The organism is Flavobacteriales bacterium (assembly GCA_016716605.1).
Classification (GTDB): Bacteria; Bacteroidota; Bacteroidia; order Flavobacteriales_F; family PHOS-HE28; genus PHOS-HE28.
Window position 1 is genome coordinate 1404845 of the sequence record JADJWA010000001.1, and the last position, 25214, is coordinate 1430058.

The following is a 25214-nucleotide window of genomic DNA, read 5'->3' on the forward strand; positions in this document are numbered from 1 at the left end:
GCGGTTGGGGCGGGGAATGCCCCGCTCGTACGATGGATTTCGATCAGATCACTTTGGCTTCGGCGTGCAGCAGCTCAATGAGCCTCCCGGCTTCTTCCGCGGGAATCATCTTCACGGCTCCCTTGGCGGGCGGCAGCTCGAATCTCACGGTGGCGGCCGCATTGGAGGTGGGGGTGGCAGCCACTACGTTCAGCGGCTTGGTGCGCGCCGCCATGATCCCGCGCATGTTGGGGATGCGTTGCTCGGCCATGCCCTTTGCGGCACTGAGCGCGAAGGGCAGCTTCACCTCCAGCACCTCCACCCCGCCGGGCACGTCGCGCTCCACCGTGGCCGCGTCGCCGTTGACATCGAGCTTGCTGGCCAGCGCCACGTACGGCAATTCGAGCAGCTCGGCCACCATGGCGCCTACCGCGCCACCGTTGTGGTCGATGGTCTCCTTGCCGGTGAGCACCAGGTCAAAGCCCTTGTCCTTGGCGTAGGCCGCGATGAGCTCGGCCACCTGCAGCGCGTCAGCGGGCTGGGCATCGATGCGCACCGCCTCATCCGCGCCGATCGCCAATCCCTTGCGGATGGTGGCCTCGGTATCGGCACCGCCCACGGTCACCGTGGTGACGCTGCCGCTGCCCTTGGCCTCCTTCAGCTCCAATGCGCGCACCAGGGCGTACCATTCGTCGTACGGGTTCATGATGAAGGTGACGCCATTGCCATCGTACTGGGTATCGCCGTTGGTGAAGGCGATGCGGGCAGTGGTGTCGGGCACTTGGCTGAGAAGGACGAGGATCTTCATGGCTGCTGATGAACGCCGGGCGTGAAAGCCGGTTCGGCGGGCCGCGAATGTAATCCCGGGCTCCCACGCGCGAACCTGTGCATTGGTGGCCTTTCGCACCGGAATGGCTTCCTTAGCGCAACAATCCGATCAGATGGGGAATGCTATGCTGAACCGGCTCAAGCTGGCCGCTGCGCTCCTGGCTCCGATGGCCTCTTTCGCCCAAGCCCAGAACGCGCTCGACTTCGACGGTGTGAACGATGAGGTATTGGTGAACAACGCCTCCGCGCAGATTGCCAACGCCACGGGATTCAGCCTCACGTGCTGGGTATATCCCGCCCAGAATGCGAATTGGCCCAACATGGAGGCCTTCGCCGGCTTCCGGGACAACCTGCTATTCGACTTCTACCTGCTGCAGACCTATGGCACCACCATGGAAGGCCGTTTCCGCAACAGCGCCAACCAGATCGTCACGCTCGACAGCACCGCTGCGCTCACCTTGAACGCGTGGCAATTCGTGGCGCTCACCTTCGACGGGAGCATGCTGCGCATGTACCGTGACGCGCAGCTGCTCGGCGAGGCTCCTGCCTCGGGCACGGTGACCACCACCACGGGCACTTTCCGCATCGGCAACATGCCCATCCCGGGCTCCACGCAGATCTACCTCGACGGCCAGGTGGAAGAGGTGGGCCTCTGGGGTCGAGGGCTGACCCCGGCAGAGCTCGAATGCATCCGGCAATACGGCGCCGATACCGGCGATGATGACCTCCGGCTCTACTACAGGATGAACCAAGGCACGGCCGGCGGGAGCAATGCGGGCATCACCACGCTCACCGATGCGGCCGGCAACCTCAACGGCACGCTCTCGGGATTCGCGCTCAACGGTGCCAGCAGCAACTTCGTGCAAGGCTTGGTCCTCAGCGGAAACGTGAGCGCGCAGATCTGCCCGAATGAGACCTACGGCTTCAATGGGCAGCTGATCACCTCACCCGGCACTTACACGGCGCTGATTCCCACGCCCAACGGTTGCGACAGCACGGTGACGCTCACCCTCGCCCAGGCCACGGTGAACGTAGGCGTTACGCAGACCGGCCATGTGCTGCTGGCGCAAGCAACGGGCGCCACCTTCCAATGGATGAACTGCCTCACCGGCGCCATCATCCCCAATGCGATCAGCCCCTTGTACACGGCCACCGCCAACGGGCAGTACGCAGTGATCGTCACGCAGAACGGCTGCGTGGACACCAGCGCTTGCGTGAACGTGGTCACCGCCGGCATCGATGACCTGCGCTTGCCGATGGCGCGGGTGTGGCCGCAGCCAGCAAGCGATCAGCTGAATGTTGAATTGTCCTCGGCCGCGGTGCATGCGACTGTGCGCGTATCCGACATCCTGGGCCGCACTGTGCTCGCGCGCAGCTATGCGCAGGTGCAGCGCACAACGCTCGACGTGGCCAAGCTGCCCACTGGCGCATACCTGATGGTGCTGGAGGCGGGTGGCGAGCGCCGCATGGTGCGCTTCGCGAAGGAGTGAGCGATTCGTTCACCGTGCGGACATGATCCGCTAGATCAATGCTAATGGTGCCGGAACATGGGCAGCGGAGTGCCCCGGCACCTTCGCGGCCCGGCCTGCACCAGCATGTTGTTCCGCCTTCCTCTCCTCTTCTTCGGGCTCTTGGTTCAGTGCCTTGTGGTTGCCCAGGGCACCGTTCGGGGCAAGGTCACGGACAATCTGGGTGAGACCCTGATCGGGGCCGCCGTAGTGCTGAAGAGCGATCCCGGCAAAGGCACCATCACCGATCTCGAAGGTCGCTACTCACTGGTGCTCGATGCGCCCGGCCCGCAAGTGCTCATGGTGCGTTACATCGGTTACGAGAACAAGGAGGTGACCGTGAACCCGAAGGGCGGGGAAGTGGTGGTGCTCAACATCATCCTGGGCGAGAGCTCAGTGGCGCTGGAAGGGGTGGAGATCGAGGCGAAGGCAGTGCGCACCAACGATGCGTACCTGGACCGCATGAAGATCAACAATGCCGCGAGCATGGACTTCATCTCGCGCGATGCCATGCTGAAGACCGGCGATGGCGATGCGACTCAGGCCGTGAAGCGCATTACGGGGGTGAGCACCGTCGGCGCTTTCGTCACCGTGCGCGGCTTGGCGGACCGATATATCGTGACTACCGTGAACGGCAGCCGCCTGCCCACGCTCGATCCGCTCACCAACAACCTGAGGCTCGACCTCTTCCCCACGGGGTTGATGGACAACATCGTGATCACCAAGACCGCCACGCCCGACCTGCCCGGCGATTGGGCCGGTGCCCTCATCAGCCTGAACACGAGCGATTATCCGGAAAAGCTGCGCGTGAGCGTGGGCACCACCGTCGGCTACAATCCCAACAGCACCGGGAAGGACATTGTGAGCGGCCGCCCGGGCAAGACCGATTGGCTCGCGCGCGACGATGGCGGGCGCGGCATACCGGAGGGCATCCCCGACGATGGCGGCGATTACCCGCTCTTCATCGAACCGAGCCTTTACGAGCAGCTCACCTTCCTAGGACTGGGCGGCTACCTGAGCGGTTATGGCATCACCGCCAATTCGCCGGGCTACCAGAGCACCAACATGAGCACCAGCAATACGCTGCAGCACTTGCCGCTGGTGGAGCTGGGATTGCTGGCACCCGCACTGCTTTACAACGAGAGCGCCATCGCGGAAGCCGTGAGCAATTACAACGGCACCTACAACCTCGCGTATTTCTCCCCCACGTTGAATGGGCGGCTGGGCGAGCTCAACCGCAAATGGTACAACACCAATTGGCGGGTGGACACCGTGCAAGGCCAGTTCAACTTCAGCCAGAATCTCTCGCTGGGGAATCAGCTCGCCTTGTTCAAGAAGAGCAAGAACCCGAAGACTTTGGGTTTCCTGGTGGGCCTGCGGTACAACCGCGAGACCGAGTACGACCCGGGCTCCACCTACATCCGTACCGGCGAGCCCTTCAATGATGAGAACCCTGGCGATGAATTCGGGCGCAATGGCACCCAGGCCATCAGCGTGATCACGCACAGCTGGAACGCATTGGCCAGCCTTTCCTTGAAGCTCAACCGCAACAACAGCATCTCGTTCCTGGCCATGGCCAATGCGCTGGGCCAGGCCAATGCGCGCTACCAGCGTTTCCGCAATCCGGGCATCGGCGTGGATGAATACGCTTCGGAGGATCAGTATTACGAGCAGCGCCGCATGTTCGTATACCAGTTGAGCTCGCGGCACTTGATACCCGCCATCAACACGAAGGTGGAAGCGGACATCTCGTACACCGACGGCAACCGCGACCTGCTCGACTTCAAGGCACTCACCTATGTGCAGCCGCCCCCGGGCGAGCCCATCACCGAAGTGGAGGCCGCGCTCACCGCCCCGACGCGCGCTTACCGCTTCCTGGATGAGACGCTCCTGGATGCACGGCTCACGCTCGAAGTACCCTTGAGCGATGAGACGCGCCTGGTGCGCAAGCTCCGTGTCGGCGGCTCTTATCTGCGGAACGAGCGCCTCAACGAGCAGGACTTCTACATCGTGCTCGGCGCGCCTGGCCCCGCGCAATGGGACCTCCCGGGCCGTTTCGATATGCGCAGCGATGGCCGCTTCACCTCGCTCTACCGGCCCTTCGGCACCTTCAAGGACAACGATATCGGATTGAACCGCATCATCGGCGCCTTCGCCATGGTCGATTACGCCCTCTCTAAAAGGCTCCGCGCCGTTGGGGGACTGCGTGGCGAGCAAACCAACATGATCACCGACATCCGCCGATACTACGAGCAGGGCCTGGACCCATCGGATCCGGCGCGCGGCACGGTTGGTGACGTGTCTGCCGGCGGTGATGCCAATCCTGACCCGCAGCCTGCGCGGCCCGGTGCCCTCGACCAATGGGATTTCCTCCCCAGCATCAACCTCATCTACAAGCTGAAGGACGATGACCAGGCGCCTATGAACCTGCGCCTGAACTACTTCAAATCGCTCGCCCGTCCCAGCTTCCGCGAGTTCAGCGTAGTGCAGCTCTTCGACTACATCCTGGGCGCACCGGTTTATGGCAACCCGAAGCTCCAGATGACCACGGCGGACAATTACGACCTGCGCATCGAACGCTTTTTCCGCAGTCGGAACAATGTGTCGGTGAGCGCCTTCCACAAGGAGTTCAAGAACCACATCGAGCTGGTCTTCACCGCATCGGGAGGCTACACCTGGCGCAATGCCATCCGTTCATCGGTCACGGGCGTTGAGGTGGAGGGCCGCGTGGGCATCCTGCGCTGGATCGAATGGCGCGGCAACGTCACGCTCATGCAATCGCAGAGCGTGCTGCGCACCACGTTGCTTGCCGAGCCGGTGGAATACACCACCAACATGTTCGGTCAGGCGCCTTACATGGTGAACAGCATGCTCACCTTCAGCAGCGACAGCGCGCGCGCCAGCCTCTCGGTGAGCTACAACGTGCAAGGGCCGAAGCTGGCCATCAGCAACAGCGAGGTGAACCCCACAGGCATCCGCGCCTACGAGATGCCCCGGCACATGGTCGACATCACATTGAACAAGAGCTTCGGCAAGCATTGGGGCCTTCGTCTGGGCGTTCGCAACCTGCTGAATTCACCCTTCCGCCGCGCTTACCAGTTCGAGAAGGGCTATGCGGTGGATTTCGACAGCTATGCCTGGGGCACTGAGTACAGCGCAGGCCTCACCTATACCATCAAGTGATCATGCGCGGAACGTTCGTGCTGCTCCTCTGCCTCCTTTGCGCAACCATGCTGCGCGCGCAACCGGCCTTGGAAGGCGTGCTGGTGGAGACCTACTATGTGAGTGACGCCAACGACGCCACGGACGTGACAGGTGGCGGCGTACCGGTAGGCTCGGTGACCTACCGGATCTTCCTCGACCTATGCGAAGGCTGCGGCCTGCGTGCCATATACGCCGATGCGAATCATGCGCTCTCCCTCACCAGCGCCGCACCCTTCTTCAATCACGTCGATCGCGGGCGGACATTCGGCCATCAACTCAACAACACCGCGTTGGGTGAGGGCACCGTTGCGCTCGATTCGTACCTGAGCATGGGGCGCGGCAGCACCCAGCGCCTGACCATTCCAAAGGCCGATGACCCCGATGGAAGCGCGGTGGGCGGCGCGAACAACGACGGCGGCAGCGAGGCCATACCGGGTGGCTTGCTGGTGAACAACGCACCGGAAATGAGCATCGCCCTCACCACCAGCGATGGCTTGGTGCCGCTTGGCGGTCAGCCTGTAGTGCCGCCCAGTTTCCTCGTGTCCGGTGATGACCTCGATGCTGTGTTCCGCGACGAGACCACCACTGGCGAGTTCAATTCGAATGACTCCCGGATCGCATGTGCCACCCCTGGCGTGCAGGGAGCAACCCCGGAGAACATCGTGCTCATCGCTCAGCTCACCACCGCAGGCGGCCTCGAGTTCAGGCTGAATGTGGAGATCGAGAAACCGGATGGCACCGTGCAGAAGTACGTGGCTCCCGGCGATACGTTGCTGCTTGGAGAGGAGCAGAGCGGGCTGCTCGTGTACCCGCCCGCGTGCGGCTGCACGGATCCCGACTTCCTGGAGTACGATCCGGCGGCCGGTTGCGACGATGGTTCATGCGCTACGGCCATTGTCTTCGGCTGCCTCGATCCTTCGGCTTGCAACTTCAGCAGCACCGCCAATTTCAACGTGCCGCAACTCTGCTGCTACAGCATCAGCGATTGCAATGGCTTGGACCCGTACCTGGTCTGCCCCACGATCGGGATCGAAGAACGTTCGTCTGCTGAGCTGCTGCTGGTGCCAAACCCTACGCATGGGCAGGTGCGCATCTCTGGTGCGGACCACTTGGGCACTTCGCTCATCATCGAGGTCATAGATGCTTCAGGGCGGTCATTGCACCGAGAGGCAGCACAGGTATCGCGGGACGGCTCGCTGGATGCGGACCTCTCAGGGCTGGCCGATGGCGCCTATATGATCGTGCTTCACGGTGGAACAGGACGTGCTGCAGCACGCGTGCTCAAGCTTTGATGCGATGCCATGGAAGCCTATCCCAATGGAGGCGCGCGAGCGCATGGAGCGCATGATGCTGCCGTCAAATCGACCTTACCGCACCGGCATGGCCGATGAGACGCTGCTCGATCGCGCCCTGCGCATGGCCATGCACGAAGTGCTCGATGGTGCGGAGCCATCGCTGGCCGCTGCCCTGCACGGCGTGGCCCTGCCCGACCTCATGAAATCGCTCAACCGCTTCTCGCTCCAGCCGGATGGCGTTGCGGTGAGCCGGAAACGTGAACGGCAGCAGGACCGTCGCAAGCTCAGTCCAGAGCAAGAGGGGGCCCTCCATGCGCTGATCCGTTCAGGCACGCCGGACATGATGGGCGGCATCGAGCGCCTATGGAACCGTGAGAGCGTGCGCTGGCTAGTTGCAAGGGATACCGGGCAGCTGTTGCCGGAGCGCACGCTGAGCAGCTACCTCGAGCGCTGGGGATTTGCCCCGGACAAGCCCATGCGCGTGATGGCTGCGAAGCATCCGATGCGCATGCGGGAATGGCTCAAGCGTGACTATCCCGTTATCGCCATGCTCGCCCGCGAAGCTGATGGTCGCGTAGGCTGGTGGGGCCAGGCCCCGTTGTTGGCCAGGCAGCAGGGCAAGATCGGCCCCGGCACCAAACCCGCATTGATCGAGAGCCCGCTGTGGGAGGCTGGGCGCTTCAACTTGCTCTTCATCATCGGCAACAGGGGCCATGCGCGATGGCGCGTGCATGAGGGCGCGCTCACAGCGGCCCTTGCCATTGACCTGCTGGAGCGCTTCCTGGCCGAGGAGCCGCGCAAGCTCTTCCTGATCCTGCCCTCCGACCCCATGTTCGCCACGCCTGAATTCGTTTCGTGGGCATTGAAGAACAAGGACCGAGTAAGCTTCCATCTCTTCCAGCACGAGGCCTCGATGCGTCGCTGATCCGGTAACGGCGACTTAATGGAACGGATACGGAATGACCACGATGGGACAAGAATGTCCCAATGATGCCGAGGTTACTTCGCCGCCCTGAAAGAAACGCCATGGCCCGCATCCTGACACTCGCCCTTTCGATTCCCATGGCCATCGCGGCCGCTGCACAGGACTACTCGCCGCCAAACCCGAACGGGCTAGAGGGCATCATCGTGGAGACTTACTACGTGGCCGATGCCGATGATGCCGCCGACACCGATGGCGGCCCCGGCTTGGTTGAAGGCGCAAAGACCTACCGTGTTTACGTGGACATGCTGCCCGGCTATAAGCTGGTGAGCGTGGGCGGCTTCACCAACCACCCTTTTACGATCGGCACCACCACGAGCTTCTTCAACAACGACGACCGTGGCGAGGCCTGGGGCAGGGACATCCCTGCGCAGCACTTGAACAAGAACACCGTGGCCATTGATTCATGGCTCAGCTTCGGCGCAGCCAGCACCCTGCATTGGGGCGTCCTAAAAGCTGAGGACGCTGATGGCAGTGTCGTGGGCGGTTCCAATAACCAGAGTGGACTCTTGGTGAATGATGCGGTTGCAGCTGGCATTCCCCTCACCATCGCGGATGGGCTGATCAACCTTGGCACGGCGCCTGGCACCATCAACTCAGTGGGCAATCTTCCCGATTGTTTCGAGCCAGGCGGCAGCAACAGTTTCAGCGACGAGAACGTTGCGTGGGCCGTGCTCGGGGGAGTGAGCGGACCGACGGAGAGCAATCGCGTGCTCATCGGCCAGTTCACCACCGATGGGGATCTCAGTTTCTGCTTGAACCTCGCGCTGCGCATCCCTGATTCCTTGGTGTGCAGCGACCCGAATTGCCACACCCTGTTGCAGTTCTACAGCGAGGTGCTCCAATCCGATACGCTGGGTCAGGGTTTTGCAGGCCAGAACATCTTCTCGCATCCCACGCTCTGTTTCAACTCCGCGAACTCCACGGTTGATTGCCTGGGCGTGCCTAACGGACCGGCCGTTCCGGGAAGCGTTTGCGATGATGGCAATGCCGATACGAGCAACGATGTGTACAGCTCCGGCTGCGTGTGCTGGGGCCAGGACTGCGCAGGCACATACGGCGGCAACGAGCTGCCCGGCACTCCTTGCGACGATGGCAACGCCGCCACCGTGAATGATACGTGGCAGCCCGGATGCATCTGCGAGGGCTTCACCGGGGTAAACGAGATCACCGCTGCAAGCGCGCGCTTGAGCCCGAACCCAACGAGAGGTCAGCTGCAAGTGGAGCTTCTGGGCGCTGGCGGACCGCTGCAATGGGAACTGCGCGACATGGCCGGTGCGCGCGTCCTGAGCGGCACGGCATCGGTCGATCGCTTGCTGACCTTGGATCTCTCCCGCGTGTCCAACGGCGCTTATATGCTCGTGATCCAACGAGGAGGCGCTCGCTCCCAGCACCGCGTGGTGAAGCATTGAGCCTTTTCCATGAAGCATCGGCTGCTCTCCGCTTTGTCCCTACTCTTTGGCCTTGGCGTTTCCGCGCAAGGCTTGGAAGGTGTTCTCGTGGAGCGCTACCACGAGATGCCCGGCGCTGCGCCCGGTTCCGCTCCGCTGGTGACCTACCGCATCTACTTGGACCTCGAACCCGGTTATGCGCTGCTGAGCGTCTACGGCGAGAAGGACCGCAACCTTTTCTTCCGCACCACAACGCGTTTCTTCAACGATACGCTGAACGGCGCGGGCAGCGGTGAGCTAGTCGATGCCGAAGCGCTGGCCGAATACCCTGCGGCGATCGATTCATGGCTGGCCTTCGGATTCGCGAGCTCCGCGCACAAGGCTGTGCCACTGCATCTTGATCCGGATGGGTCTATCCTGAAAGCCGACAGGAGCGAAGGCATCACCACGTACAACAACTCGTTGAGCAAGCGCGACGGTCTGGTCCCTGCGTCGACCGTGCCGGAGGTGATGTACCTGCACATCACGCGCAGCTTCCTGGAGAATCTCAGTGGCCATGTGATCGAGACCGAGGTGGGCGCTTTCGGCGTGTTGGGCCATGTGAAGGGGGCCACCGACGAGAACGTGGTGCTTATCGCTCAGTTGACCACGGACGGCGAGCTGAGCTATGCGATCAATGCCGGCCTTCGTTCGCCGGACGGTAGCATAATCAAATGGCTCGCCTACACGCCGAAGGCTGATGATGAGAGGCAGCATCCAGCGCTGCATTTGAAGCCTGGAGGGGAGGCGCGCTTCTGAGTGCGGGGCCCGCACGCTCTGCTCGTTCGCAACGGTTGCCATGCGTGTTCATTCCAACGCGGATTCCATCGAAAGCAGAATCTGGATTTCGCCACGCAAGGGGGGGCGCTTGCGCTCGTCTCCATTGTTAGCCAATGCGCTGCTCAGCATTAAGCTGCTGTAACCAGGACACCAAGACCGCTAATGGCGGCTTGATGGATCAGTAAGCAAAGCATACGCTGCACCTAACCCCCAAGCGCCGATGCCCGGGGACTTTTGACCCGCCACAGAATCGGCACTTCAGCGAGAACCTCAACACCCCAAAACCCCAACAAGAACCATGAAACGTCTCTTCAAACTGGCCATGGCCGCGAGCATCGCGGGAATCGCCACGCAGGGCAGCGCGCAGAGCATCGGCGCCGCTTGCGGATGTCCTCCAGTGAGCAGCCGGACCACTAAGAATATGTCCGAGCTCCTCACGGGCGGGAACCTCACCAACAACACCACCACGCTCACCTGCGACTTCCTGTACATCCTCGACCAGACGATGTACGTGAATGATGGGCAGGACCTCTTCGTTCAGCCTGGCACTGTGATCAAGGCAAACCAAGCCCCCGTTGGCACCAACGCCTACACGCTGATCGTGTCGCGCGGCGGACAGATCTGGGCCAATGGTTCGGCCAGCTGCCCGATCATCCTGACCGCGGCTGCCGATCCGCTCGACGGATCATACGCCGTTACCAACCGTGGCAAGTGGGGCGGCCTGATCGTGCTGGGCCGCGCGCGCAACAACGTGCGCAGCACCGACCTGAAGGACGGTGGCCCGAACCCGAGCACCTCCATCACCGGTACCGACGGCGTGGGCTTGATCGAGGGCCTGCTGCTGGGCGATAGCCGCAACTACTACGGCATGCCCGTGGGCCAGGAGAACGACGATGACAACAGCGGCATCCTGCGCTATGTGAGCGTGCGTCACGGCGGCCAGATCATCGGCGTGGGCAACGAGGTGAACGGCATCACCTTGGGCAGCGTCGGCCGCAACACCAAGATTGAATTCATCGAGGCCGCCTGCAACCTTGATGACGCGGTGGAGCCCTTCGGCGGCACCGTGGACATCAAGTACGCCGTTGGCTCATTCGTCGATGACGATTACTTCGATTGGGATCAGGACTACCGCGGTCGCGTGCAATTCTTCTACGGTCTTCAAGGTCCAGACAACAGCGGCGGTTCCCTGAACCAAGGCGATAACGGACTGGAGTGCGACGGTGACGACGGTCCGGGCAACCTCAGCGGCTTGCGCAGCAATCCCACCTTGTACAACGCCACCATCATCGGCCGTTGGACGGCTGTGGGCGGCAGCGGCGATGAAGCCATCGAGGCGCGCCGTGAGACCCTCGGCAAGATTTACAACAGCATCTTCGCCAACTACCGCAGCGGCATCAGCCTCGGCGATGTGGCGTACACCAACTGGAACAACGGCACCTTCGAGGTGAAGAACTGCACCTTCCAGACCCGTGCCGACCAGACCGACGTTGATCCCAGCAGCTCCTACAAGCGCGTGCGTGTGAACGGTGCGAACGCCAGCGCGGCCGACTACACGAAGTTCGCCACCGATGGCAACCTCACCACCGGCTTCAACACCCTGATCGACGCGAGCTTCGCGATCAGCCCGCTCACCAGCAACACCGTCACCGACCGGGTGAACCCCGTGCCTGCTGCTGGCGCCGCCGCTGCGCAGAGCACCATCACCGCGCCCATCGACGACTTCTTCACCGCTGTGAAGTACCGTGGCGCTTTCGAGCCCGGTGCTGAGCCCTGGACCAAGGGCTGGACCCTGGTGCAGACCATCAAGGCTGACCTGAGCACCGTGGCCGGCTGCGTGGGCGACCTCAACAAGGACGGATCCATCAACAGCTCCGACTTCACCCTCTTCAGCGGCGCCTTCGGCACCAACTGCTACTAAGCCAAACCAAGGCCCAATGAGCGCCGGAGCCTGAGCTCCGGCGCTCGCAGGGCGACACAACCAAGATCATGAAACAGAAACTCAAGAACCTGCTCTGTAGCGCGGCGCTCCTTCTGGGCGCCACCGCTGCCACGGCGCAAGGCCTGCAGAACATCATCGTGGAGGAGTTCCACACGGTGACCCAGGCCGATGCCGATGCGTACAACAATGACCACGGAGGCGGCTCCTTCCCGCTCGTTGCTGGAATGAAGACGTACCGCGTTTATGTGGACATGGCGCCCAACTACCGCCTCACCTCGGTGTTCGCAACGCCGAACTCACCGCTCTCGGTGAATACCACCACCACCTTCTGGAACGATGACAACTGGGGTTCCGAAGGCCCGGGCCAGACCCGTCGCCTCGATGAAGGGAACCTGTTCGATTCCTTCATCACCATCAACACGGCGTCCACCAGCTCCACGGGTACGACGCCATGCGGCGCCACCGCACACACTTCGCAATTCGGGGTGCAGCGCACCACCGATACCAATGGCGACCTGTTCACCTGCGGAGTGTACCCCGGTTTCACCGGTGCCGATGGCCACATTCCGGTTCCTTTCGCAATGGACCCGCTCGTGTTCCTGGGATCCATCAACTACCAGGCGCTCACGAGCGATCCCGCCCCGGCTGGTTCGTTCGGATTCAACAATGCGCTCTACGGCTACACCGGTGGCATCACTGGCGTGGATCCTTCCGGTTCCAACATCGCCTTCATCGGCCAGTTCACTACGGATGGAACCTTCTCCTTCAACCTGAACGTAGCGCTCATCCTGCCTTCGCCGAGCACTGCCACGGAAGAGTACGTGCATACGAGCCCGAACGTGGGACAGATCCAGTCCTCTTTGCTGATCTACCCGCAGCCTAATCTGGATTGCAACGGCGTGCCCGGCGGCCCTGCCGTTCCCGGCACCGCGTGCAACGACAACGATGACTGCACGATCAACGATGTGTTCGACGCGAACTGCAACTGCGCGGGCACCATCCAGGACACCGACAGCGATGGCGTGTGCGATGCCGACGACAACTGCCCCAACGTGCCCGGCCAGATCGGCTCAGCCTGCAGCGATGGCGACGATTGCACCATCAATGATGCGCTTGACGCCAACTGCAACTGCGTAGGCACCTTCCAGGACACCGACAGCGATGGCGTGTGCGATGCCAACGACAACTGCCCCAACGTGCCCGGCCAGATCGGCTCAGCCTGCGATGACGGCAATACGGCCACCATCAATGACGTGCTCGACGCCAACTGCAACTGCGCAGGCACCCTGCTCGCCGACGATTGCGAGGGCGTTCCCGGCGGCCCTGCCCAGCCCGGCACCGCGTGCAACGACAACAACGACTGCACGATCAACGACGTGTACGACGCCAACTGCAACTGCGCAGGCACCTTCCAGGACACCGACAGCGATGGCGTATGCGATGCCAACGACAACTGCCCCAACGTGCCCGGCCAGATCGGCTCGGCCTGCAGCGATGGCGACGATTGCACCATCAACGATGCGCTTGACGCGAACTGCAACTGCGTAGGCACCTTCCAGGACACCGACAGCGATGGCGTGTGCGATGCCAACGACAACTGCCCCAACGTGCCCGGCCAGATCGGCTCGGCCTGCAGCGATGGCGACGATTGCACCATCAATGATGCGCTTGACGCCAACTGCAACTGCGTAGGCACCTTCCAGGACACCGACAGCGATGGCGTGTGCGATGCCAACGACAACTGCCCCAACGTGCCCGGCCAGATCGGCTCAGCCTGCGATGACGGCAATACGGCCACCATCAATGACGTGCTCGACGCCAACTGCAACTGCGCAGGCACCCTGCTCGGCGACGACTGCGAGGGCGTTCCCGGCGGCCCTGCCCAGCCCGGCACCGCGTGCAACGACAACAACGACTGCACGATCAACGACGTGTACGACGCCAACTGCAACTGCGCAGGCACCTTCCAGGACACCGACAGCGATGGCGTGTGCGATGCAATTGATGCCTGCCCACTGCTGCCCTTCCTCGTGAATGGCGATCCCTGCGATGACGGCAACGCAAGCACGGTGAACGATGTGGTCACCAACTGCATCTGCGCAGGCACCCTGCTCGACGACGATTGCGAGGGCGTCCCCGGCGGCCCTGCCCAGCCCGGCACCGCTTGCAACGACAACGATGACTGCACGATCAACGACGTGTACGACGCGAACTGCAACTGCGTAGGCACCTTCCAGGACACCGACAGCGATGGCGTGTGCGATGCCAACGACAACTGCCCCAACGAGCCCGGCCAGATCGGCTCGGCCTGCGATGACGGCAATGCCAACACCATCAATGACCAGCTGAACGCGGCTTGCCAGTGCGTGGGCATCCCGGTTGGCCCTGGCTGCGACTTCAACGAGCTGGAGATCGAAGTGGTGAACGATGCCGTGAGCAACGTGAGCTACGAGGTGCGCGAGCAGGGCACCAACACCTTGACCGCCAACGGTACGGTGAACCCGCCTGCCGGCTCCTACACGTTCGACATCTGCCTGCCCGACGGCTGCTACTACCTCATCGTGACCGATGATGGCGGTGATGGCATCGTAGGCGGCGGCTACGTGCTGCGCCTGGCCACTGGCGAGCGCCTGATCGACAATGCCGGGAATATGACTGTGGGCGTGAGCCAGGTCGCCGGTAACGAGGGCTTCTGCCTGCCGATCGGTGCGGACCGCATGAAGTTCAACAGCTGCGACAAGCTCGATTGGCGCTTCGGCCAGGTGGTGTACGCCGATCCGAACCCGTTGGTGAGCGCGCAATACGGCGTGAACAACGCCAACAGCGGCTACCAGATGTGGTGGTACAACCCCAACGGCGGCTACAGCTTCAAGCGCTTCCAGAGCCACAACACGGCCAACGGCCTGCCCATGAGCGCGACGCGCGCCTCAGGTTTCGTGTTCAATGCCTGGGTCGGCAACCAGTTGCAGCAGAACGTGCTCTACAACGTGAAGGTGCGTGGCCGTGTGAACGGAACCTACCTGGAGTGGAGCCCTGCCTGCCGCTTCGTGTACGACGACCTGCGCGCGCAGTGCCCGCTCACCCAGCTGATGGACATTCCCGGAAACCAGTACTTCAGCTGCAACAGCAGCCGCAACTGGGGCTCGGGCAACTACATCGCTGCGCGTCCTGTCTCCCGCATCAATGCTAGCGGCGTGGGCACTCAGAACGCCAACCGCTATCAGTTCCGCTTCCGCCTGCCTGACGAGAGCGTGGTCACCGTGCGCACCAGCAGCACCTACCTGCTCAACCTCAATTGGAGCGTGAACCCGCTGCAGCCCGGAACCACCTATCTGGTGGATGTGCGGGCCAGCTTCGACAACGGCGCCACCTGGTGCACGGACTTCATCCAGCCCAGTGTTGATCCCTGGGGCGAGTACTGCACCCTGACGATCAACGGCGGCGGAAACCTGGTTGAGGAGACCGGCAATGCCACTGGCGAGCAGGAAGCCCGCGTGCAGATGTACCCGAACCCCAATCGCGGCGATCAGCTCTTCTTGAGCTTGAGCGGCGTGCAAGAGGGCGTTGAGAGCATCAACGTGGACATCTACGACAGCTTCGGCAAGCGCGTGGCCCAGCGCACGATCGGCGTGCAGGACGGCTATGTGAGCACTGCGCTTGACCTCAATGGTGAGCTGAGCGCCGGCATGTACATGGTGAGCATCGCTGCCGGTGAGCATGCCATCACGGAGCGACTGGTGATCCAGCCGTAAGCAGCAGCACGATTCATAAGGGGCGGCCCGCGCGAAAGCGCGGGCCGCACTTATTCCGGGCGGTACGGTTCCTCGGCCCGAGTAGAACATGCACTTGACGTTAACGAGGTCGCGATGCCGAAACGAACGCTTGCATCAGGATTAGATCAGGCGCCTTATATGCAGAACGTCCGAGTAGCTGCTTTGCGCCCAACGAAACCCAACCCCCCAATGTCCGCCCCTCATTCCCATCCCCTTCTTCGCAGCCGCTTGCAGGAGGCCATGCTATGGATGCTGCTCGCCATCACCCTGATGGCCACCGCCACCTTGGCCTCCGCCCAGATCAGCATCAGCCACCTGAGCACCCATGCCACGGGCAGCTACAACACGTCCTCTGCGGAGATCGTCGCCTTCGATCCCTCGAGCGACCGCATCTTCTTCGTGAACGCCCTGCTGAACCAGGTGGTGGCGCTCAACGCGAGCAATCCGGCCAGCCTCACGCCTGCCTTCACCATCGATATGGCTACTTATGGCGCCGTGGCGAACAGCTTGTGCGTGGTTCCTGGTGGCATCGCGGTAGCGGCGGAAGCCAGCCCGAAGACCGATCCCGGCAAGGTGGTGTTCTTCGATGCGGCCGGCACCTTCCTAAGCCAGGTGACCGTCGGCGCTCAGCCTGACCATGTCACCGCGAGCCCGGATGGACTAAAGGTGCTCGCGGCCAACGAGGGCGAACCGAACGATGACTACAGCGTGGACCCGGAAGGCTCCATCAGCATCATCGACATCAGCGGTGGCCTCGCCTCCTTGACGAACGCCAACGTGACGAGCATCGGTTTCACCGCCTACACGCCGGCCATGCTGCCGGGCGTAAGGATCTTCGGTCCAGGCGCCACGGTGGCGCAGGACATGGAGCCCGAGTACATCGCCGTGAGCGATGATTCGCAGAAGGCCTTCGTAGCCTGCCAGGAGAACAATGCCGTGGTGCGGATCGACCTCGCCACGAACACGATCGAGCATATCACTTCGCTGGGCATGAAGGATCACAGCCTTCCGGGCAATGGCCTCGATGCGAGCGACAGCCCCGCAGGCATCAACATCCAGAACTGGCCGGTGAAGGGACTGTACATGCCCGACGCGATCGACGCGTTCACCATCGGCGGACAGACCTACGTGGCCTACGCCAACGAAGGCGATGCGCGGGAATGGGGGACCTTCGTTGAGCCCCGCCGCATCGGCAACGCCGCCTATGTGCTTGACCCGACGGTATTCCCCGATGCCGCCACCTTGAAGCTGAATGCCAACCTCGGCCGACTCAACGCCACCATCTACTCCGGCGATACCGATGATGACACCGACTTCGATGAGATCCATGTGTTCGGTTCTCGTTCGTTCACCATCCGCGATGCCAACGGCGTCATCGTGTGGGACAGCGGCGACCAGCTCGAGCAGATCACCGCAGCGGCCTATCCGACCAACTTCAACAGCACCAACAGCGCGAACAGCAGCTTCGACAACCGAAGCGATGACAAGGGCCCGGAGCCCGAGGCCATCACCGTGGCCAATGTGTTCGGCAGTACGTATGCCTTCATCGGCCTGGAGCGCATCGGTGGCATCGTGGTTTTCGACGTGAGCGTGCCCAGCGCACCGGTCTTCATCCAATACCTGAACAACCGCGACTTCAACGGGGATGCCGCCGCCGGCACCGCGCTCGACCTGGGTCCCGAGGACATCAAGTTCGTGAGCGCGGCCGACAGCCCCGATGGGCAGCCCTTCCTGATCGTCGGCAACGAGGTCAGCGGCACGGTGAGCCTCTTCCGCATCAACCCGCCGCCCACGCCCGAGGACATCGCGGTGTGGACCTACGAGCCCCTGCAAGGCACGGCCACGGCGCCCACGCCGAACACCGGTACCGGCTCCTCCGCCGTGGTGGGCAGCATGACCGGTGCCACCACGGCCACCGGCAGCACCACCGGCTGCGCACAGGTCAGCGGCACCACCGCCTGGGCCATCGGCACCGCCACCCCGGGCACGAACGAATCGTCGGGCGTGGAGTTCCGCACCTCCACCGTGGGCTACGAGAACATCACCTTCTCCTATGATCATCGACTCTCCAACAGCGCCACGCGCACGGCCCGCATCCAGTACACGCTGGACGGCAGCGCATGGAACAATCTGACGCTCGATGGCACGAACTACGACAACGGTGCCTGCACCAACCGCGGTGGCCTGGACAATGGCCGCATCGATGCTTCCGATCCCGCTGGCACCAACGTGTCCGACTCCTGGGGCCGCCGCACCATCGACTTCTCTGCGATCGCTGGGGCGGACGACAACCCCGACTTCGGGGTGCGTGTGCTGGCTGCGCACTACAGCAGCACGGGCGAATTCCGTCAGGCAAACAACGTGTCGAGCATCGCTACGGCCGGTACCTGGCGCTTTGATAACGTGACCTTCCAGGGCATCGAGCTGCCCGTGGTGGCGGTGATCGACGAGCCGGTGCCCACGAGCCTTACGGGCTTCAGCACTCCCGAAGGATCGCCCAGCGCTGAACAGACCTTCACCATATCGGCCAGCGACCTTACCGCCGACCTCGTCATCACCGCGCCTGCCGGTTTCGAGCTGCGCGAGCAGGGCATCGGCAGCTATGGCTCCAGCCTCAACCTGACCGGACCCGCTTTGAGCGCTACCATCGAAGTGCGCCTTGACGGCATCACCGCTGGCATCTACTCCGGCAATGTGACCTTGGCGAGCACAGGTGCGATCAGCCGTACGGTCAGCGTGGATGGTGAGACAGAAGCTCCGCCCGTTCCTGGCGTCCTGGCCGTGTGGACCTACGAGCCCTTGCAGGGCGCAGCGGCTACGCCCACGCCGAACATCGGCAGTGGTATGTCCGCCGTGATCGGAAGCATGAGCGGCGCCACCACGGCCGCCGGCAGCACGACGGGATGCGCGCAAGCCACGGGCACCACGGCCTGGCAGATCGGCTCGGCCGCTCCCGGCACCACGAGCGAATCCTCCGGCGTGGAGTTCCGCACATCCACGGTGGGCCACGAGAACATCGTGTTCTCGTATGACCATCGCCATTCGAACTCATCCACGCGGACCGCGCGCATCCAGTACACGCTGGATGGCACCAATTGGATCAACCTGACGCTCGATGGCACGAATTACGAGAACAGCGCCTGCGCCAACCGCGGTGGCCTGGACGATGGTCGCATCGATGCCTCGGATCCGATCGGTACCAACGTCTCCGACTCCTGGGGCCGTCGCGTCATCGACTTCTCCGGAATCACCGGCGCGAACAACAACCCGGACTTCGGGATCCGCATCCTCGCTTCGCACTACAGCACCACCGGCGAATTCCGCCAGGCCAACAACGTGACGAGCATCGCCACGGGTGGCACCTGGCGCTTTGACAACGTGAGCTTCACGGCGGATGTGATCGTGCCACCGACCACCTTCACGCTGCAGATCCTTCACGCTTCCGACTTCGAAGGAGCCGTGCCTGCTACGGAAGATGCCCCGCGCTTTGCCGCCATCGTGGACAGCCTGGAGCACACCTATCTGAACTCGGTCACGCTGAGCAGCGGCGACAACTTCCTTCCTGGTCCCTTCATGAGCGCCGGTGAGGACCCCTCGCTGGTGGCACCGCTGAAGACCGCTTATGAGAACTACTACGGTGGTCCCTTCGCCAACAACGATCTGCGCGCTGGCATCGGCCGGGTGGATATCACCATCATGAACCTCATCGGCATCCAGGCCGCTGCGTTGGGCAACCACGAGTTCGACCTTGGCACGAGCGAGCTGCGGAACATCATCGCCGGACAGAGCAGCGGCACGAACATCCGCTGGTTCGGCGCTCAGTTCCCCTACCTCAGCAGCAATCTGGACTTCAGCGCTGACGCGAACCTGAGCAACCTCTTCACCAACACGCGTGAGGAGTACACCTTCTTCCAGAGCAACCCCGCGATGGGGGCTCCGGCCATCGCTGCGACCAAGAAGCTCGCGCCGAGCACCATCATCACGGTGAACGGTGAGAAGCTCGGCATCGTCGGCGCCACCACGCAGATCCTCGCGAGCATCTCCTCACCCGGCGCCACCACCATCATTGGCCCCGATGCGGACGACATGCTTGCGCTGGCAGGCATCCTGCAACCGGTGATCGACTCCCTCCGCATCGTTGAGGCCATCGACAAGATCATCGTCCTCAGCCACCTGCAGCAGCTCACCCTCGAGAAGGCGCTGGCGCCGCTTCTGAACGGCGTGGATGTGATCATCGCCGGTGGTTCGCACACGTTGATGGCTGATGCCACCGATCGAATGCGCACCGGTGACGTGCCTGCGGAGACCTATCCCTACCTCACCACCGGCCTCGACGGCAAGCCCGTGGCCATCGTGAACACCACCAGCGAATACCGCTACGTCGGCCGATTGGTCGTTGAATTCGACGAGAACGGCGAGATCATCCCTGCGAGCATCGACCCTGCGATCAGCGGTGCCTATCCGGCGGACAGCCTCGGGGTAGTGGAGGTGTGGGGCGATTACGCCGATGCCTTCACGCCCGGAAGCCGTGGCCAGGAAGTGGCCAACCTCTCCGGCGCGATCGAAGCGGTGATCATCGCCAAGGACGGCAACCTCTTCGGCAAGACGGATGTGTTCCTGGAGGGCCGCCGCAACTTCGTGCGCACGGAAGAGACCAACCTGGGCAACGTGAGCGCCGACGCCAACAAGTGGATGGCACGTCGTTACGACCCCAGCGTGACCATCAGCATCAAGAACGGTGGCGGCATCCGCAGCGCGATCGGTTACGTGAACGCCGTGGGCGGCAACGTGAACCTGGAGCCGCCGCAGGCGAACCCGCTCGCGGGCAAGCAGCAGGGCGACATCAGCCAGCTCGACATCGAGAACTCGCTCCGCTTCAACAACCTGTTGAGCGCGTTGACCCTGACCGCCGCCGACCTCCGGACCATCCTGGAGCACGGTGTGGCGGCAAGCGGTCCAGGCCAGACGCAGGGCCGCTTCCCGCAAGTGAGCGGTGTACGCTTCAGCTATGATGAGACGCTCACCGCCGGTGCCCGCATCCTCAATGCCGTAGTCACCGACAGCGCTGGCGTCACAGTGGACACCCTGGTGATGAACGGCGCGGTGCACGGCGATCCCGGCCGCACCTTCCGCGTGGTGACCCTGAATTTCCTAGCCAATGGCGGCGATGGATACCCATTCAATACCCTTGGAACGGCGCGCGCCGATCTGAACACCTTGCCCGATGCGGGTCCGGGCGTGGCGGCTTTCGCGATTCCCGGCAGCGAGCAGGATGCTTTCGCGGAGTTCATGAAGAGCTTCCACGATGCGGGCCCATACGCGCTCGCTGAGACACCTGCATCCTTGGATGAACGCATCCAAGAGGTGAACGACCGCACCGATTGCATCCTCCCGCCGCTCTTTTATGCGGACAGTGACGGTGATGGCTTCGGCGATCCGAATGACTTCACCACGAACTGCCCGGGCAGTGCGCCCAGCGGCTACGTGTCGGACGCCACGGATGACTGCCCCACGCTCTTCGGCAAGGTGGGGGATAGTTGCGATGCGGGTCCGGGATTCGTGCTCGGGCAGATTGATGGGACATGCACGTGCGTGGGCCTCACTTGCACCACCGACCTCGACTTCGTGTACCAGGCCGATGGCGTGGACAACCTGAACTGGGAGCTGCGGCAGCAAGGCACCAATATCCTGGTGCAGAACGGCGGCGGCCTGCTCGTGGGCAACGGAACCGATGGTACCTGCCTGCCCGACGGCTGCTTCTACCTGGTGGTCGCTGACGGCGGAGGAGACGGCATCATGGGCGGCGGCTATCTGCTGAGGATCAACAGCAGCGCACGCCTGATCGATAACCTGAGCGACGTGTTCGGCCAAGGAGGATTCACCAGCGGAGCGACCAGCGCCATCCTGGGCAACGAGGGCTTCTGCCTGCCCGTGGGCACCGACCGCCTGATCAGCACCAGCTGCGACAAGATGGACTGGCGCTCCACGAGCTGCGGTTCCGAGTACGTAGTGGCCAACGCCAATGGCGCGGTGAGCGTGGAGTTCGGCGGACCCAACGCCGCCACCAGCGGCTATCAGATGTGGTGGTATGCGCCCAACGGAGGGTACAGCTTCAAGCGGTTCCAGAGCCACAACACCAGCAACGGACTGCCGGCCAGCGCCACCCGAGCGGCCCACTTCCGGATCAACGGCTGGACCGGCAACCAATTGCAGGAAGGCCAGTTCTGCAATGTGAAGGTGCGCGGCCGCGTGAACGGGGTGTACAGCAATTGGGGCCCCGCCTGCCGCTTCATGCTTAACAGCGCTGCAGCCCAATGCCCCCGCACCAAGCTCATGGACCTGCCCGGCAACCAATACCTGAGCTGCGGACAGAGCCGCGCCATTGGCAACAACGTGTATGTGCACGCCCGCCCTGCGAAGCGCCAAAACGCGAACTGTGCATGGGTCAATGCGAACCGATACCAGTTCCGCTTCCGAATCCCCTCGGAGAACGTGACGATCGTGAAGAACAGCGCTGTGGGCCAGTACTTCGTGAATACCAACGGACTCGTCTGCGGCAAGACCTACGAGGTGGATGTGCGCGCGAGCTTCGACAACGGCGCCAATTGGTGCCACAGCAGCGATCCCTACGGCGATGTGTGCACGCTCACCACCGTTTGCAGCTCCGGCATGGCTGAGGAAGGCGGCAGTGCCGCGGCGAACGAGGCACGCGTGGCGATGTACCCGAACCCGAACATAGGTGATCAGCTCTTGGTGCGCCTGAGCCAAGTGGAAGAGGGCGTCGGGTCCATCAATGTGGATATCTACGACAGCTTCGGCAAGCGAGTGGCCCAGCGCACGATCGGCGTGCAGGACGGCTATGTGAGCACCGCCATCGCCCTGAACGGTGAACTGGCCAACGGCATGTACCTGGTGAGCTTCACGGCCGGCAGCGCGATCCACACCGAGCGATTGATGATCCAGAGGTAAGTGGCTGGTCGATCCAGCAACAAGTCCCAATGCAGGGCCGCCTCAACTGAGGCGGCCCTGTTCATTCCGGAACGCATGATTACATTCAACCCCAACAACAACGCAACGCTATGTCAGACTTCAAAATCACCGCAGTCGCCAGGGATCCGAATTACTTCTACGCAGTGACCCGCCCGAATACCCATCAGCTGGATGGGGTGGACCTCAACGGCGATGAGGTTACCCTCAAGTACATCATGGTTGAGCCCTCCTCGAGCACCACCGATGATGTCGATTCCGGGATCCGAGTCGATTCCGTGACGGAGGACCGCGAGATCACGGTTGACATCTTACTTGAGGGTGTGCCTGTCCGGAAGATCAATGTGCTGCTCGTCCGAACGGGAGGATAAGTCGGGTACCGCGATTGATGGTCCAATGGAAGCGCATGCGGTTCGTTCCCGGGAATCCGGATGAAGCACGCGCTGGAATAGCGGGATTGTCTGGCATCCTACAGCCGATCATCACCCGGCTTGGTTGCGCAGTTGCGATTTGCTTGAGCGCAGGCGGCGCGTCCGGGCAGTCGGACCAAACGGCCTGGCTTGATCGGTTCCGACAGGCCAGTGCGCGTGCCGATACCTTGGAGCTGAGGGAACTGGGCGAGCATGCGTTGCGGAACGGGTCACCTAGCGACAGACGCTTGAGCCTGCTCGCCCGGATCGCATCGGCCTACCGCAATGATCGGTTCCTCCTGTGCAGCAGTCTTTGCGACAGCTTGCTTCGCTTGGATCCCGATGCCGGTCCGGTGCGCGCCATCGCATGTCGGTTCAGATCGATGGTGAGCACGCACTTCAGGAACGGACCGGAGGCGACCCGTGAAGCGGAGGCCGGCCTGCAAGGATTGGATTCCGCCGCCTATCCCATCGAGGCGGTTGATTTGCTCGTGGTGCTGGCCGAAGCGCATTTGGAGGAGGGCAAGAGCGAAATGGCCTTGGCGACCTTGCGGCGCGCCGATGCCCTGGCCAATGCGGCGAATTACGAAAGGGGCAGGGCCATGGTAGATTTCACGCTGGGAGTAATCAATTGGACGCAAGGCCGCTACGATTCGGCGCAACGGCATTTCCGATCAGCGCTCCGGATCGCAGCCTTGGGCGGGCATGATGTGCTGGCTCGGAATGCCGCGAGCAACCTGGCCGCGGCTGCAGCCGGAACGGGCGATTACGATGCCGCAGGACGCATGCTCGACAGCCTCTTGCAGAGCTTGGGCCAGTCGAACCCGAGCACCCGGGCCGCCTTGCTCATGAATCAAGCGCAAATCGCATTGGCAGAGGAACGGTCGGATGCGGCGGTGAGGCACTGTGAGCGCGCACTGTCCATCAGCGATTCGATCGGCTACGTCAATGGCAAGGTGTCGGCCTTGCGCCTGCTGGCGAGCATCAGGGCGGAGCAGGGCGATGGCAACGCGGCCATGCGGACCCTTGAGCAAGGGCTGGCCTTGGCGGAGCGGCACCGGATGCACATTGATGCGGCGGCCATCCTGCAGGCCATGCACGACATCAGCGCGGAGATGGGTGATGACCGCTCCGCGCTGCGCTACCTCACGGCTTATGCCAGGATCTCAGACTCCCTCAATGCCGCGCGCCTCGAGGAGCGGATTGCCCACGCGGAGGTGCGCTTCGAGACCGAGCGCAAGGACCGGCTCATCGCCGAGCAGGATCAACACCTGCAATTGGCTGCCGCTGAGGCACGCCGTAAGGCGCTCCAGCGCAACCTCTCCGCAGCACTAGCGCTCCTGTCCCTTGCCGCCGCCGTTTTCCTGTGGCGGAGCTTGGTTGCGCGCAAGAGGCTGGCGGCCAAGGAGCATGAGCTGCATCTGTACCAGGTCGATCAGCTCTTCGCGGCGCATCGAGCGCGCAACGCCGAAATCTTGGCGCATGCGCAGGAGCATACCCGCAAGCGCATCGCTGCCAATCTCCATGATCAGATGGGCGGCACCTTCGCCACCTTGCGGCTTCAGGTCGAAGGGCTTGAGGCACGGGTACCGGCCATCGCTGCGGACGAGCAGTTCGCCCATATGAAACGGCAGATTGCCGGAGCGGGCGAGGAGCTGCGCAAGCTCAGCCATGAGCTTGCCGAGGGCCCCTTGGCCGATCACGGCTTGGAGCGAGCGCTGAGCGAACTGCGCGATTCCATCGCCAATAGCGGGATGGTGGAGGTGGAGCTGCGGGCTAAGGGCCTCGAGCAGCGCATGACCAGGCAGGAAGAGGAGGCCGCCTATCGGTTGGTGCAAGAACTCGTGACCAACGCGCTGAAGCATGCCTCTGCATCCAGGATCACCATCGATCTGGTTCGGCACCCCGATGAGCTTGTGATCTCGGTTGCCGACGATGGTTCGGGCTTCGACATGAAGAAGGCCAGCGGCGGCCTGGGTCTGGTCAACCTGCGGGCCCGCGTGCAGGAGCAGGGCGGCGAATTGCGATGGGAGAGCGCCCCCGGCAACGGCGCCAAGGCGATCGCCAGGCTGCGCATCCGTTCATAGGCCCCTGAT

At 62.9% G+C, this 25214-nt stretch carries 12 protein-coding genes; 11 read left to right on the forward strand and 1 reads right to left on the reverse strand.

Going from position 1 to position 25214, the window contains the following annotated elements:
- Positions 1-43 precede the first annotated feature (43 nt).
- The gene (locus tag IPM12_05485) at positions 44-787 is read right to left on the reverse strand and encodes an electron transfer flavoprotein subunit beta/FixA family protein (GenBank protein MBK9147261.1); all 744 of its coding nucleotides are present in this window, start codon (positions 785-787) and stop codon (positions 44-46) included.
- A gap of 145 nt (positions 788-932) precedes the next feature.
- On the opposite strand from IPM12_05485, the gene IPM12_05490 reads away from it, so the two are divergent.
- The 11 genes from IPM12_05490 to IPM12_05540 all read left to right on the forward strand — a co-directional run bounded on the left by IPM12_05490 (position 933) and on the right by IPM12_05540 (position 25205).
- Positions 933-2297 (forward strand): T9SS type A sorting domain-containing protein, encoded by a 1365-nt coding sequence (locus tag IPM12_05490; protein MBK9147262.1) that lies wholly within the window; start codon positions 933-935, stop codon positions 2295-2297.
- 141 nt (positions 2298-2438) lie between these two features.
- Positions 2439-5498 (forward strand): TonB-dependent receptor, encoded by a 3060-nt coding sequence (locus tag IPM12_05495; protein ID MBK9147263.1) that lies wholly within the window; start codon positions 2439-2441, stop codon positions 5496-5498.
- A gap of 2 nt (positions 5499-5500) precedes the next feature.
- Entirely contained in the window at positions 5501-6811 is a 1311-nt protein-coding gene (locus IPM12_05500; GenBank protein MBK9147264.1) for a T9SS type A sorting domain-containing protein, read from the forward strand.
- 4 nt (positions 6812-6815) lie between these two features.
- Complete coding sequence (locus IPM12_05505) at positions 6816-7739, forward strand: winged helix-turn-helix domain-containing protein (GenBank protein MBK9147265.1); 924 nt, start codon at positions 6816-6818, stop codon at positions 7737-7739.
- A 101-nt stretch (positions 7740-7840) separates the two neighbouring features.
- On the forward strand, positions 7841-9208 hold the full coding sequence (locus tag IPM12_05510) for a T9SS type A sorting domain-containing protein (protein ID MBK9147266.1): 1368 nt from the start codon (positions 7841-7843) through the stop codon (positions 9206-9208).
- A gap of 9 nt (positions 9209-9217) precedes the next feature.
- Positions 9218-9985 (forward strand): hypothetical protein, encoded by a 768-nt coding sequence (locus IPM12_05515; protein MBK9147267.1) that lies wholly within the window; start codon positions 9218-9220, stop codon positions 9983-9985.
- Positions 9986-10304: 319 nt separating this feature from the next.
- Positions 10305-11927, forward strand: coding sequence for a hypothetical protein (locus IPM12_05520; GenBank protein MBK9147268.1), 1623 nt, complete (start codon positions 10305-10307; stop codon positions 11925-11927).
- A gap of 68 nt (positions 11928-11995) precedes the next feature.
- Positions 11996-15700 carry a T9SS type A sorting domain-containing protein gene (locus IPM12_05525; protein ID MBK9147269.1) on the forward strand — a complete coding sequence of 1235 codons (3705 nt, stop codon included), beginning with the start codon at positions 11996-11998 and terminating at the stop codon, positions 15698-15700.
- A 261-nt stretch (positions 15701-15961) separates the two neighbouring features.
- Positions 15962-22690 carry a choice-of-anchor I family protein gene (locus tag IPM12_05530; protein MBK9147270.1) on the forward strand — a complete coding sequence of 2243 codons (6729 nt, stop codon included), beginning with the start codon at positions 15962-15964 and terminating at the stop codon, positions 22688-22690.
- A gap of 110 nt (positions 22691-22800) precedes the next feature.
- Positions 22801-23079, forward strand: a complete 279-nt coding sequence (locus tag IPM12_05535) for a hypothetical protein (GenBank protein ID MBK9147271.1) — start codon at positions 22801-22803, stop codon at positions 23077-23079.
- Positions 23080-23366: 287 nt separating this feature from the next.
- Positions 23367-25205 (forward strand): tetratricopeptide repeat protein, encoded by a 1839-nt coding sequence (locus tag IPM12_05540; protein MBK9147272.1) that lies wholly within the window; start codon positions 23367-23369, stop codon positions 25203-25205.
- Positions 25206-25214 lie beyond the last annotated feature (9 nt).

Excerpts from the sequence above, each read along its gene's own strand:
- IPM12_05485 (MBK9147261.1), bottom strand. The coding sequence starts at position 787 with ATGAAGATCCTCGTCCTTCTCAGCCAAGTGCCCGACACCACTGCCCGC.
- IPM12_05490 (MBK9147262.1), top strand. The coding sequence starts at position 933 with ATGCTGAACCGGCTCAAGCTGGCCGCTGCGCTCCTGGCTCCGATGGCC.
- IPM12_05500 (MBK9147264.1), top strand. The coding sequence starts at position 5,501 with ATGCGCGGAACGTTCGTGCTGCTCCTCTGCCTCCTTTGCGCAACCATG.
- IPM12_05505 (MBK9147265.1), top strand. The coding sequence starts at position 6,816 with ATGCCATGGAAGCCTATCCCAATGGAGGCGCGCGAGCGCATGGAGCGC.
- IPM12_05510 (MBK9147266.1), top strand. The coding sequence starts at position 7,841 with ATGGCCCGCATCCTGACACTCGCCCTTTCGATTCCCATGGCCATCGCG.
- IPM12_05515 (MBK9147267.1), top strand. The coding sequence starts at position 9,218 with ATGAAGCATCGGCTGCTCTCCGCTTTGTCCCTACTCTTTGGCCTTGGC.
- IPM12_05520 (MBK9147268.1), top strand. The coding sequence starts at position 10,305 with ATGAAACGTCTCTTCAAACTGGCCATGGCCGCGAGCATCGCGGGAATC.
- IPM12_05525 (MBK9147269.1), top strand. The coding sequence starts at position 11,996 with ATGAAACAGAAACTCAAGAACCTGCTCTGTAGCGCGGCGCTCCTTCTG.
- IPM12_05530 (MBK9147270.1), top strand. The coding sequence starts at position 15,962 with ATGCTATGGATGCTGCTCGCCATCACCCTGATGGCCACCGCCACCTTG.
- IPM12_05535 (MBK9147271.1), top strand. The coding sequence starts at position 22,801 with ATGTCAGACTTCAAAATCACCGCAGTCGCCAGGGATCCGAATTACTTC.